Here is an 11,863-nt window from a genome sequence, read left to right on the forward strand (position 1 = left end):
CGCCTCGCTACAGCGACCACCTCTGCACTTGATGCCGGTTCCGTAATGCCTGATGGGTGTTCTGCTGCTGGTGTCATGTTCAATTCCATATGTGTGCCAACTTCCTTAATTAGACTGATGAAGTTGTCTCACAACAGTTTGACACAGGGGGCGCTCTCCCAGCTGTTCGTTATCTTTGGCAAGATCTGCGATATCGCGCTTGGAATTGCCAAGCTCAACTGCAAGCTCGCTGTTAATACGGGTTACTTCCTCATCGGCAAAATTGAAGATTGTCCTTTGTAGTTCCGGCGGCAGCATGCGCGTGGCAACGGGCTGCCCCGCTTTTTCTGCCAGCATGCGCTACAAGAGTTTCTGGATGGTTCCTAAGCTGCCGATGTCACCAAGCATCTGGCGGATCGCTTTAGCGCCAGGCGTTGTTCCGTCGGCCCGTAGTGCTGCAGCCGCGGCGCAGACCTGCTCAAAAGTCACTGCCGCATGCCGGCCCATTTCTATCTCCATTTGAGTTACGTTTTACGTTATGTTTTTCGTTACGTTATCTTTTCGGGCGCAGCGGTGGTTTGATCGACGGCAAGCTGCAGCGCCCTTGAAGGGCTTTGTAGAACTGCCACGGGCCCGGCCCGTGCGTGAGTCACCGCCAGTTGATGGGGCAGGATTTGCACGAAGTCGTGGCTTCGAAGAAAAGACTTTCGGCTTGGAGCAAAGCTGCCGGGGTTGGGCGCCAACGTAAACGGCCGGAATACCCGAGTCATTGCCCACCACCGCCCAGACGCCGCTTCTCTCAACCTGTCTGGCCGCAATCGCTATGCGCGTTCGCCCGGGCGCCTGATCATCTCGATGGGAAGGGCACAGCGAATTGGTTTTGGACGGTGACGCGCGGGGGCTCAGTGCACTGGTCCCGCAGTGCAGGAGAGGTGGCATGGCTTACAGGTCAGGTGCCGTGCCATCGAGGAATGAAGTCTTAAAGGTCTACATACATCGGCAATAAATCCTGGTCGACTAGGCGCACGTCGATATTGTTCGCGATCTTTACATGCGCTGCGTTTCCGATCTAGAATGGTTTGTCGGTGACACTAACGATGATGGTGCCGAGCTGCTTCTTCCCGGTACCCGTCACCGGCACCAGCATGCGCGCTTCTGGTACCTGCTGGGTCGTAAAGATCTTGGGAAGGTAGATCATTCAGCCCACTCCTGGTCGGTCCTTGAAGACTTTCTTCTCGACGTACGACAACGGGTTGGCAGATCGAAGCAGATCCGAGCCTTGCGTCCAGTCTTTGCGGGGCTCGACCTCAAGCCGAAACGATATCGCATCGGTGCGGCCGAGCACGTCATTCCTCGACAGCATACTTGCTGCATCGTCGTCCTCGTCCTCGTCCTCGCCGTTCCAAAGCCCGATGGACCGTATGCTCTTGGCACCCTTCGTTCTTTCCTTGATCACCGCCAAGGCCCCAGCGGTAGGTGGCAGGACAGGCCGATTGTATGTCGATCTGCCGCGGCCAGGTTGGTTTTTGCGTCTTGCTCGACCTGCCCAGTTGGCCGGCTGGCGGCTTCCTTCAGCCGGTAGCTCTTACCCTCGAACTCGAACAGGTGCGCGCGGTGCATCAGGCCGCTCAATGCAGGAGATGACTTGGTTGCTTTTTATATGCGGCTATCGACGGCGGCGCCGCTTGAGAGCTCGATGACCAGGGAGTGGTCAAGAGCGGTATGGCCGGCGAACGCCGGGCGCTTCCTTGCTGCGAGCGAGACTTTAATCCAGTTTCGCCTGTGCCTCGGTCAAGCCTACCAGCTCGGTTGGTGAGCGTCCGAGCGCTGCGGCAAATCGAAAAATCACCCTGATAGATGGCTGATTAATTCCGCGCTCCACAAGGCTTACGTACGTGCGGTCAACGCCGGCAGCGTGCGCCAGTTGCTCCTGGGTGAGGCCCGACTCGGTTCGAACGGCCCGCAAGACTTTTCCAAACGCTAACCCTGGATCCAAGGACATCCTCCTATTAATTTGGAGAAAGCATGTCCCTGCGGTATGATTAAGTCTTCAGAGTATACTCAGAATCGAAGAACGATCGCCGGCGGCGATCATGTCGTCTAAAGCTGATCACGTGCGCGGAGGTGGCGGTTGGTGGCAGGACGTGGAAATGCTGCCGGGCAGCGCGTGGCGTACCTTGGCGGCAATTTACCCGGCGGGCAGTCTTCGCTCACAAACCCTGCCCCCCGCAAACAGCAGTCCGCAGTGGCCGAACAGCCGCGATAAGGTTTTCAACCTCTCCATGCAATGAATCACGGAAACTATGTCCTACAACAAAATTAGAGATCTAACCGTCTTCGAGTTCGTGGCCCTAACGTTCACGCACTTCGGCCACCGCAGTTTTACCCTTGCTAGCCAGACCTACTTTCTTTCATCATTCCTAACGGAGTCCTTCACTGTAGGACACGTCAAGGCTGTTGAAGACTTGAACAGCATGGCCTTATATCACGGGCTAATTCGTGAATGTCCTAGCAGCACTGGCGGCGTCAATTTTGAGGTGACTGAGCAGGGCGTGGACGAGACTGCGGAGATTGAACTGCCCCACGACATTTTCGAGCGGCGCGGGCAGCAGCAGGAGGAGAGAGGCCGTGAAGCTCACGGCAACGCGGGACCCGTTTTCGAGGCGTTGCTGCGCGCGAGCGCGGAAAAGGATGCGCACGGTCATGTCTTCATTGAGAAAATTTTTAAGCACTGGCTCGCCCAAGGTTGGCTCTCAAGCAAACAGGTAACCGCCATTTCCCAGATTGGTCATCGGTGCGGCGTGTTTGTCCATCCGACGCACTATATCGGGTCAGCATTTGGATTATGGACGGCACCGTATATAGAAAAACAAAGGCTGGAGCAGGCCGCAACTCAGGCTGCGCATAATGCCCGGGTGCTCGCCCAGCGTGAGGAAATAGCCGAGAAGGCACGAGTCAGAACGGTGACCCGCGTTGAGAATCGCCAGACCACGGCAGCGATAAAGGAAATTGCAATTGCAGGAGGTTTGGCCGAGCTTGATGCGCTGGTAACCGACGTATTCCCGAATGTTAAGTGTGACGAGACATCAAAGGCGCTTGCGTTTTCGGGAGGTGGCTCGAACGAACTCCGAGTTTGCGTTGCTATGGTGGCGTTTGGGAAGCCGCCGTCCTTGCTATGGCGGCAGTCACGGAATCGGAAGCAGCCCGATGCTGAGTCGGGGTTGTGGCAGACGCTTATGGCGCATGCCACCGGCCGAGCGATCTTAGCGCGGCACGATCAAGCAACGATGTTGGCGGAGTCCAACCGGTCAAATGCTGAGAATATCTAGTCGTCTATCTAAGCGACGTTCCTATCGCGACACAGTCATTGGATTGATTAATAATATTAACTATATAAATCATTCATATAGTTTATTAATCTATAGGTTGCGCAACCCCTCTGGGAGGTCGCTTAGCACGAGCGGTGTCATTTTTTTACGGCTTGCTATCTATTTGATCTACCATAAGACGCAGCGGCCTGACCAGGCGTTTTGCCACGTCTACTGATTAGTCGGAAAAGACGTTCAGATACTGAAGGCTCGGCCAATCGCTGACGGCACGCGCGGTGCTGGGCACGCGGCTAACCCCTGGCAGCGTTCGAGGCTGCGCACTGGCTGGCTGCCCCTGAAGACACGGCTGGTATGGCGCACCGAGAACGACCAAGCTAAAGTCGGCACATGGATAGATGGGCAAAACAGGGACGAGTGGCAGTGGCGCGGTCTACCAACCATGTAGATTTTCATGAAGAAGCGTTCTGCCACCGGCTTGGCATGCGCCAGGCGCCACGCATGCTTGGCGGCGCCTTTCAAGTCGTTGTTTCGGATATGCTCCTCCGCCGCGTACAGCGCGGCGATATGCTCAAGCGCCTTCTCGGCGTGCGCAGGCTCGATGTCCTTCGCTTCGAATACTTCCCTGCGCGCGTGTGCCCAGAACTGCGCATGCGTCAGGCCCACCTGCTTCGCGTAACTCGAGTAGGCGGCATAGCCGTCGCTGAGCAACACGCCATCGTCGGGCGGCGACAGGCCAGGCATGTCGCTTACATGCTGACCAGAGCGGCCTGGCGAATGCGTGAAACAAATCTCGTCGCGCTCGCCGTAGATCGGCCAGAAATAGGTTTGCTTCATCTTGCCGGGGCTCGCCCGGCCGGCCTTGATCGGCACCTCGTCCATCGCCTTGACACGACTGGCCCGTATCGACTCGAGCTGCGCATCGTAGATGGGTTCGAGCAGCGCCACGGTCGATTGCATCAATTGCGTCAGCCATGGCCGGCTGACGCGGATACCGGCATCGTCGAGCCGCCGGTGTTGGCGGTATAGCGGCAGGTGGTAGTCGAATTTGTCCATCACCATGCCAACGACGAAGCTGACGTCGGCGCGGCTGCCGTCAATCACGCCGACCGGAGCGGGCGGGCACGAGAGGGCCTGCGTGTCTTTCCGCTTGATCAGGGGCTGCACGTATTTGAGTACAACTTAGCTGCCGGGACGCTGCGCCAGGCGGTGCGTGACCTTCTCGCCGATCACCTCGTACTGGTCTGGCGAGAGCTGCTCCATGTCCGGGTTCTGCACGGCAATCACCTCCACCGGCACCCGCTTCTCATCGAAGAACAAGCTCGATTCGTCGGCGCCAGCGTCGACCGGCTTGGCCTTGCGCTCATGGGTGGTCACCGTCGTTTTCTTGCCCGGTAACGGCGTATCGGGAATGGCGTTAAAGCCCACACCAAGAACGCCCTGAACACCTTCTGGCTCAGGATGGCGCTTCTCGCTTTTTTGACCAAATATCTGGCGCTGGAACCATGCGACTTGACGGCGCAAATTGATGTTGTCGCGTTCCAGTTTGCCGACCAAATCGACCAACTGCGCAGGCGTCAGCGCGGGCGCATCTGCAGGCGTGGACTGGGCGGAATCGAGATCGGCTCGCATATAGAAATTGTATTTCATGCGCCCGCGTTTGGGCTCATATTTTGCGCTGTCAGCGCAGAATTTTTGTAGCGACGGCGCACGCGTTTCGGCTCGATGCCTTCGAGCAGAAGCTTCAGACCGGTCCAGTCCATTTCACGCGTGCTTACCGTGTTCCAATTGTTTAGGAGGCGGCCTTTTTCGAGTCGTTTGGCCCACACGCACCAGCCGCTGCGATCGAAGTACAGCACCTTGATCTGGTTGGCGCGCCGGTTGATGAAGGCGAATAGATTGCCTGACAGCAGGGCCTGCTGCATGGTGTGTTTCGCCAGTGCGTACAAGCCATCGTAGGACAGACGCATGCTGACCGGCCGACCGTATTCGAACACACGGATTTGACCTTCGGGGAAGAACATCAGCGCCTCACGATCTGCAGCACCAGACCATAGCCCAGGTCGAGGCGAACTTGCAGCGTTGTACCGGCCGATTCGCACTGCGTCATCGACGGCACTGCCGGTGCCGGTGGCATCACGCAGGCGTCGATGAAGCCGGCAGCCGGCGCCACCCCGGCCACTGCCGCCAACTGCTTACGCCAGCGATAAAACACCGCTTCCGACACCGACTCTGCCTGACAAAATGACTTAATCTGCTGACCGCTCGCGGCAAAACGTGCGAGCCGTTGGCGCCATTCCACTTCTTTACGTGATTGTTTTGCGGCTATCCCATTCATGACCAATCTCCATCGCGTTGAACATGGATGAGATTGTGCCGACGCGGAAGCTGCTCGGATATAACGCCGCTGGCTTACCGCTTACCACGACTGACCGGACGAATCGTTGTCAGGAGGAGTTGACGATGTTCGTCGGCACGCAGATGAACAGTGGTTCGGCGAGGGTGTGGAGTAGGCTCTTAACCGCGCAGGCGCTTGGCAAATGCAAGACGATGCGCTGTTTTGTTTGGCGGACCTGGACGGCGATTTTGAACAGTTTGTTGATGACGGTCGATGGCTGTGCTTGCGATAGCAAGGTGTGCCGCAGTGCCTGTGTGCGCAATTATTGATGCAGGATGTAGGCAGCGGCGTGCAATAGCAGGCGCATGAAATTGGCCTGGGAACTGGTATTCATCGCACAGGCGCACAGCCTCCGGCCCCACGTCCTGGGTTTGCAGCGATGCCCAAAGGTCGCAAGCGCGTTGTTTTGTTTTTTCTGCTAACGCTTGCAGTTTGACGTTGCCAGGAAGGCCGAAGAAGAAGTCGATGTTGGGCATGGCAGCGATCATTTGCATCAATTCCGGCTTGCCGAAATGGCCATCGCCGCCCACCAGGATGTGGGTTTCCGGAAAGTGCCTGCGAATCAAGGGGAGAACACGGCGCATGATCATGGCATTTTCGGCGCAGGTCGGGCTTTTCCCTGGACGTAGAACAGAGGCCGCCAACGCCCCCGACTGACCATCGAATATCATGAGAGGCAAGTAACAGGTACTGCGGCAATGAAGGTTGTAAAACGCCAGCGGCCGTTGCCCATGCGCCGCATCTTCCGATTGATCCAGATCGAGAATGAGACTGCTCGGTGGATAGGCGAAGCCGGCGATGAATTGTTCGACAAGCGCTTTGCAGAGGCGATAAATATCCTTGCTGCTGGTGGCGTGCTCAAAGCGCGATACTGTCGATGTCGATGTCGATGTCGATGTCGATGTCGATGTCGATGTCGATGTCGATGTCGATGTCGATGCCGACGCCAGCGCGGCGTGCGCACCGAACGGCATACGACCGGCGCCAAGCTTGAACATCGGATCGTGGCGCAGGCTGTTAGCGTCATTGCCATCTGCGTAGCCGCAGCCGATTTGGTCGATGCGTTGGGCCAGCAACGTGCAGTGCGAATGCGTGACGTAACTGGCGTGCCGAGTGTCGGCCGAAGCTTGCGTCAATCGCTCGGTCAGGTCGATCTGACGATCGAAACCACGAAGCAGCAACGGCCCGAGGTCGGACGACCAACCGCCGCCGTCAAAATTGGCACGAATGGTATGACCGGGAATGGATGGAAAACGTAGCTGTTCTGAAGTAGAATTTATGTCGGGCAAGGTGGCGTTCGTTTTGATGAACTGTGTTTCGAGATACTCACATTTTGTCAAGCACTTACGGCATTCTTGCCCTTTTTTATGCAAAATTTAGGCTAACGGCTGGGCAAGCCCCATCCGTTGCATTTCTGAAAAAAAATTTATACGCCATGCGCCAGGCTGAAAACAGTTGCAAAGTTCTAACAATCCCCTTGCACATTCCATTTCGCAACGAACTAGTCATCTTTTTTGCACAAAAAACAGATACTTGCTGTTACAAAATGTAATTGCGGTTAAAGTCTCCGATCATAAATAAATAGCAACATGTCAACGCGCTCTGATTGGCTTGTTCGAACGATTGGAACCATGCCAAGCACCTGTATCGTGACTCTGTTTGCCACTCTTGTCTGCCTGTCCGGCCTCGCTGCCGCGCAAACCTCTCGCCCGGTAACGGCAAGCGCCCGCCCGGCGAATGCGCCCGCAACTCCTGTTTCCTTGCACGGCGCCGTCACGGTGGTTGCGCTGGAACAAATCAAGCTGCTCGCCCTGAGCCAGGCCGACGGCCGCGCCGTCTTTGCCATGCCCGACCAGCAGCTCGTTACCGTGCGCGTTGGCGACACCGTGCCGCGCACCCGCGCGCTGCTCAGGCAAATCTTGCCGGGCAAGCTGATCCTCGAAGAGGCCGGCCTGGCCGGCGCCGGCAGCCAGATGGTCTGGATGCACAAAGGGCAGGGTAGTGCTCCTGCCCGGATCGAGCGCTTCGGCACCAGCGCCGGAGCGGCCCCTGCGGTCAAGCCCCCGGTCCAGGTCACGCTGACGGCGCAGGGCGCGAATGCAGTCGCGCCGCCCACCCCCGTACGCAAGCCCTAATCCACCTTGCATTGCAGGACACGCCAGCCGCCCGGGCCAGCGTGGTCATCTCTTCGAGAAATATCCATGGTCGATCGATCGCTTGCCAGGCTAGGTTTTACCCTTTCTTTGCTGTTGCTCTGTATGCTCGCGCCGCTGGTGGCGCGCGCGGAGCTTCCGCCACCGACAGCGGTCCCCAACACCGGCAACTTCCAGGCGCGCTTTCAGCGCGACAAGACTGATATTTCGCTGATGACCTTGTCCGGCAGCTACGACGAAAACCTGCCCGACGGCAACCCGAACTATGAGCCGCGCACCGTCATCGCCAAGGAATTTTTCCGCACCCACCAGGATCGCTACGACTTCATCGTGGTGTTTACCAACTTCGAATTCAACACCGGCGAGGCAATCGCCTTCCACTCCAGCGCCCAGAACAAGGTCAAGGGCCTGGGCATGCCGCTGTACGACAATAGCGCCATGTTCGGCAGCAAGGGCAAGCTGCAGGGTTTCATCGACATGGCTGCGCTCAGCCGCTACGTGACCAATCCCTACGATGCGCGTTTCGACAAGGTATTGCAGACCTTCGCCCACGAATTTATGCACCAATGGGGCGTCAACACGCGCATTCGCTTGCCCAACGGCGAGCTGAGCGAAGAGTTGCTGGGCAAGGACAAGTCGCACTGGAGCTTTCTGCTCGATTCCGGCGCGTCGGTCGAGTATGGCAATCAGTGGCGCGACAACGGCAATGGTACCTTTACCTCGGTGGCCGGGCGCCAGTTTTTCAGTGCGCTGGACCTGTATTTGATGGGCATGTACCGCAAGGAGGAAGTTCCTCCCTTCATGCTGATCACCAATTCCGAAATCGACAAAACCCGATATCCGCAAAACGATGTTACGGTCAGCGGCAGCAAGCGCATGATCGCGATCGATGACGTGATCGCCGCCGAAGGCGCGCGCGAACCGGATGCCGCCACTTCGCAGAAAGAATTCCGCTTCGCCTTCGTGCTCTTGTCGCGCGATGGAAAAGAGGCGACCGATGCCGACGTCGCGGCCGTCAACAATGTACGCAAGGCCGTGGCCGCGCGCCTGGCGGTGCTCACCGGCGGGCGCGCGCTGGTGAGCTCGTATTTGGAGCCAAAAGGCGACACCGTGGTAATGCCCGGTACGCCCGCCACGGCGCGCGAGAGCGCCGCCAATGCCAGCGAGGGCTTGAACTGGCTGCGCGCGCGCCAGGCGCCCGAAGGTTTCTGGAAAGACAATCCATTTACCGCCATGCGCGACAGTGCAGTGGTCATCGAGACGCTGTCCGAACCTGGCGCCGGGGCCTTTGAAGGCCGCCGGCGCGCGCTCGACTGGATCGCCGCCGAGACGCCGGCCAATACCGATTACCTGGCGCGCCAGTTGCGCACGCTGACGGCGGTAGGTGTGGCGCCGGGCGACAGGGCGGCGCGTTTGGTGGCCATGCAAAACGCCGATGGCGGCTGGGGCGTGGCCCCGCGCTATCAGAGCAATGCGCTCGACACGGCGCTTGCCTTGCAAGCGCTGCTGCCGTTTGAAGGCAGTACGGCCAGCGGCAAGCTCGACGGCGCTGCCGCGTTCCTCGTCGCGCACCAGAATCCCGATGGCGGCTGGGGCAACAACGTGGGTGGCGCGTCGCGCACCGCCGTGTCGTCGGCCGTGCTGCTGGCGCTCAAAGGGCGCGCGTCCGCGCCTGCGCTGTATACAAAAGCCATCGCTTTCCTGGCCACGCGCCAGCAAAGCGACGGCGGCTTCGGCGAAGCGGCAAGTACGGTGCACGACACGGCCAATGTGCTGGCCGCGCTGCTGACCCAAAACGCGCTCGGCCAGATCCGCGCCGAAGCGGCGATTGCCTTTATCACCTCCTCGCAACAGAGCGACGGCAGCTGGGATGGCAGCGTCTATTCCACTGCGCTGGCGGTGCGCCTGATGAAAAGCTCGGGCCTGTTCAACTGGACCGCGGGCGAGCTCAAGGCGAACCCTGTCGCGCCGCTCGACGGCCAGCAGGTCGTGCTCTCGTTTAAGGTTGGCAACAGTGGCACCGCGTCGGCCCCGCCCGGCTCGGCGCGCGTGTACGATGGCGACCCCGCCAGTGGCGGCCAGCAGATCGGCGCCGACCTGAATGTGCCGGCCCTGCTCGTGGGTGACAGCGTGGAATTGAAGGTCTTGTGGAATACGCTGGACAAGGTCGGCGTTCACACCATCGTCGCCAAGGTCGATCCTGACGGCTTGCTCACGGAAGCGACCAAGGCCGACAATCGCGCCCAGCTCAATTTGTCGGTGCGCGCCGCGCCTGCCGCGACCGAACTGTCGATCAATTTGTCGGACGTGAGCGCCACGCCGCTGCATCCGACCCGGCTGCCGACGGTGATGTCGATTTCGGCCACGGTGGCCAACATCGGCCGCACCGACGCCGCCAGCGTGCGCATCGTCTTGCGCGACAGCGGCTTGCCAGGTGCGCCGATTGTCGGCGAAAAAATCATCAACCTGCTCGGACGCACCCAGCAGGTCGTCAATTTTGCGGCCAGCGTGACCCGGCCCGGCGTCACCAGCTACCTGATCGTCATCGACCCGGACAACGCCGTCAGCGAAGCCGACAAGACCAACAACAGCGTTACCGTGCTGGTCGAAACGGCCGCGGGGCTCGACGTGGAAGCCGATTCCACCAAGACCAGCATCGCCCACGATCCCGTTTTTTTTGGGGCGGACGCCAATTTCAAGACCACTATTCGCAATGCCGGCACCCAGGATTCGCCCCCGTTCAGGGTGCGCTATTCGGTTGTCGGCCCGGACAAGAGCGTGGAAGTCGCCAGCCGCACGCTGCAGCTGGCCGCCGGCGCCAGCGCCGTGCAAGACGTGGCCTGGTTGCCCGACATGGAAGGCAAGCTCAGTTTCAAGGTGGAGCTCGACCCGGATAACCTGCTTGCCGAGACGGACGAGGGTAATAACCTGGCACAACTGCCGTTCCAGGTGCTCAAGACCACTGGCATCAATCTGACCGTCAATTTCAAGGACTTCACCGTCAACCCGGCCGAGGTGCTCGAAGGCGCGGCGGTCACGCTGACGCAAGTGGTGCGCAACAGCGGCACCGCCGCCGCGGCCAATGTGGAAGTCGCGTTCTACGACGGCGACCCCGCCGCGGGAAAACTGATCGGCGCGCTGCAGAGCATCGCCTCGATCGCGCCCGGCCAGTCCGTGCCAGTAACCACCACCTGGACGCGTTATCCGGATGCGCATGATCACCTGGTGTTTTTCGTCGCCGATCCGGCCGCGAAACTGAGCGATATTTCGCGCGACGATAACGAAGCGTTCATCGTCGTCAGCGCCAATAGCTTGCCGGACCTGGCCATTGCAGGCGGCGACCTGTTGGTCACGCCGGAGTTGCCGCGTCCGGGCGACGCGCTCACGATTTCAGCCACCCTCGCCAACCTGGGCAAGCAGGGCGCCACCAATGTCGTGGTGCGCGCCTTTGAAGGCGCCAGCCAGCTGGGCGCCGACCAGCTGATCCCCGTGTTTGCCGGGCTGAGCGCGCAGACGCTCACGTTCCAGGCGCCGGGCAGCACGGCCGCAGAAACCCGGTCGATCACGATCGTCGTCGATCCCGAGAATGCCGTGCTTGAAAAAACCAAGGCCAACAATACTGCCAAGCGCGACATGCTCGCGCAAGACGGCGATTTTTCCGTCACCAACCGCTATTTTTCGCCCAATGGCGATGGCGTCAAGGATGATACGACGCTCGGATTCCGTCTTAAAACGGCCGCCGACGTGACCGTCAATGTGCTCGACAAGAGCGCCAAAGTGGTGCGGTCCTTCAGCGGCGACGCGCTCAAGAACCAGCTCAACGGCGCCGTGCGCTGGGATGGCCTGGGACAGCGTGGCAGCCTGGTACCCGATGGCGAGTATCAGATGCGCGTGCTGGACCTGGCGGGCACTCAGCTGGGGGGCGCCGCCGTGACGCTCGATACCAACCGCGCGTCGATTTAGCAGGCGCTCGACACGCCGTTTGCACGGGTCTCCAACCTGACATG

At 59.5% G+C, this 11,863-nt stretch carries 12 protein-coding genes and 1 pseudogene; 4 read left to right on the top strand and 9 right to left on the bottom strand.

Annotation, left to right across the window (positions count from 1 at the left end; genetic code table 11):
* Positions 1–282, top strand: a 282-nt coding sequence (locus tag ACP7D4_RS25220) for a hypothetical protein (RefSeq protein WP_426212011.1), incomplete at its 5' end; no start/stop codon positions are given.
* A 57-nt stretch (positions 283–339) separates the two neighbouring features.
* Here ACP7D4_RS25220 and ACP7D4_RS25225 read toward each other — a convergent pair.
* From ACP7D4_RS25225 to ACP7D4_RS25240, 4 genes are all read right to left on the bottom strand, one after another.
* On the bottom strand, positions 340–498 hold the full coding sequence (locus ACP7D4_RS25225) for a DNA-binding protein (protein WP_426212012.1): 159 nt from the start codon (positions 496–498) through the stop codon (positions 340–342).
* Between the two features lie 550 nt (positions 499–1,048).
* Positions 1,049–1,177, bottom strand: coding sequence for a hypothetical protein (locus ACP7D4_RS25230; protein ID WP_426212014.1), 129 nt, complete (start codon positions 1,175–1,177; stop codon positions 1,049–1,051).
* Positions 1,178–1,441 (bottom strand): hypothetical protein, encoded by a 264-nt coding sequence (locus tag ACP7D4_RS25235; RefSeq protein ID WP_426212016.1) that lies wholly within the window; start codon positions 1,439–1,441, stop codon positions 1,178–1,180.
* 303 nt (positions 1,442–1,744) lie between these two features.
* Entirely contained in the window at positions 1,745–1,981 is a 237-nt protein-coding gene (locus tag ACP7D4_RS25240; RefSeq protein ID WP_426212017.1) for a helix-turn-helix domain-containing protein, read from the bottom strand.
* A 301-nt stretch (positions 1,982–2,282) separates the two neighbouring features.
* Here ACP7D4_RS25240 and ACP7D4_RS25245 point away from each other — a divergent pair, with 301 nt between their 5' ends.
* Positions 2,283–3,308, top strand: coding sequence for a hypothetical protein (locus ACP7D4_RS25245; protein ID WP_426212018.1), 1,026 nt, complete (start codon positions 2,283–2,285; stop codon positions 3,306–3,308).
* A gap of 234 nt (positions 3,309–3,542) precedes the next feature.
* Here the strand turns inward: ACP7D4_RS25245 and ACP7D4_RS25250 are convergent, their stop codons facing one another.
* The 5 genes and pseudogenes from ACP7D4_RS25250 to ACP7D4_RS25270 form a co-directional block, all read right to left on the bottom strand.
* The gene (locus ACP7D4_RS25250) at positions 3,543–4,472 is read right to left on the bottom strand and encodes an IS66 family transposase (RefSeq protein WP_426212020.1); all 930 of its coding nucleotides are present in this window, start codon (positions 4,470–4,472) and stop codon (positions 3,543–3,545) included.
* Positions 4,473–4,487: 15 nt separating this feature from the next.
* Positions 4,488–4,955 (bottom strand): transposase domain-containing protein, encoded by a 468-nt coding sequence (locus ACP7D4_RS25255; protein ID WP_426212021.1) that lies wholly within the window; start codon positions 4,953–4,955, stop codon positions 4,488–4,490.
* On the bottom strand, positions 4,952–5,329 hold the full coding sequence (gene tnpB, locus ACP7D4_RS25260; RefSeq protein WP_426212023.1) for an IS66 family insertion sequence element accessory protein TnpB: 378 nt from the start codon (positions 5,327–5,329) through the stop codon (positions 4,952–4,954). Before tnpB ends, ACP7D4_RS25255 begins: the two co-directional genes overlap by 4 nt.
* Positions 5,329–5,643, bottom strand: coding sequence for an IS66 family insertion sequence element accessory protein TnpA (gene tnpA / locus ACP7D4_RS25265; protein ID WP_426212025.1), 315 nt, complete (start codon positions 5,641–5,643; stop codon positions 5,329–5,331). The genes tnpB and tnpA overlap by 1 nt, the downstream gene beginning before the upstream one ends.
* Before the next feature lie 109 nt (positions 5,644–5,752).
* Positions 5,753–7,010, bottom strand: a pseudogene (locus ACP7D4_RS25270) (IS1380 family transposase).
* A 324-nt stretch (positions 7,011–7,334) separates the two neighbouring features.
* Between ACP7D4_RS25270 and ACP7D4_RS25275 the strand changes: the two are divergent.
* Both ACP7D4_RS25275 and ACP7D4_RS25280 read left to right on the top strand, forming a co-directional pair.
* Positions 7,335–7,838, top strand: coding sequence for a hypothetical protein (locus tag ACP7D4_RS25275; protein WP_426212027.1), 504 nt, complete (start codon positions 7,335–7,337; stop codon positions 7,836–7,838).
* Positions 7,839–7,904: 66 nt separating this feature from the next.
* Complete coding sequence (locus ACP7D4_RS25280; RefSeq protein ID WP_426212029.1) at positions 7,905–11,819, top strand: CARDB domain-containing protein; 3,915 nt, start codon at positions 7,905–7,907, stop codon at positions 11,817–11,819.
* Positions 11,820–11,863 lie beyond the last annotated feature (44 nt).

Origin of the sequence: Massilia sp. TWP1-3-3, from assembly GCF_049897805.1 — a bacterium.
GTDB lineage: Bacteria > Pseudomonadota > Gammaproteobacteria > Burkholderiales > Burkholderiaceae_D > Telluria_A.

Coding starts and splice junctions, on each gene's coding strand:
- ACP7D4_RS25225 (WP_426212012.1), bottom strand. CDS start 498: ATGGAGATAGAAATGGGCCGGCATGCGGCAGTGACTTTTGAGCAGGTC.
- ACP7D4_RS25230 (WP_426212014.1), bottom strand. CDS start 1,177: ATGATCTACCTTCCCAAGATCTTTACGACCCAGCAGGTACCAGAAGCG.
- ACP7D4_RS25240 (WP_426212017.1), bottom strand. CDS start 1,981: ATGTCCTTGGATCCAGGGTTAGCGTTTGGAAAAGTCTTGCGGGCCGTT.
- ACP7D4_RS25245 (WP_426212018.1), top strand. CDS start 2,283: ATGTCCTACAACAAAATTAGAGATCTAACCGTCTTCGAGTTCGTGGCC.
- ACP7D4_RS25255 (WP_426212021.1), bottom strand. CDS start 4,955: ATGAAATACAATTTCTATATGCGAGCCGATCTCGATTCCGCCCAGTCC.
- tnpB (WP_426212023.1), bottom strand. CDS start 5,329: ATGTTCTTCCCCGAAGGTCAAATCCGTGTGTTCGAATACGGTCGGCCG.
- tnpA (WP_426212025.1), bottom strand. CDS start 5,643: ATGAATGGGATAGCCGCAAAACAATCACGTAAAGAAGTGGAATGGCGC.
- ACP7D4_RS25275 (WP_426212027.1), top strand. CDS start 7,335: ATGCCAAGCACCTGTATCGTGACTCTGTTTGCCACTCTTGTCTGCCTG.
- ACP7D4_RS25280 (WP_426212029.1), top strand. CDS start 7,905: ATGGTCGATCGATCGCTTGCCAGGCTAGGTTTTACCCTTTCTTTGCTG.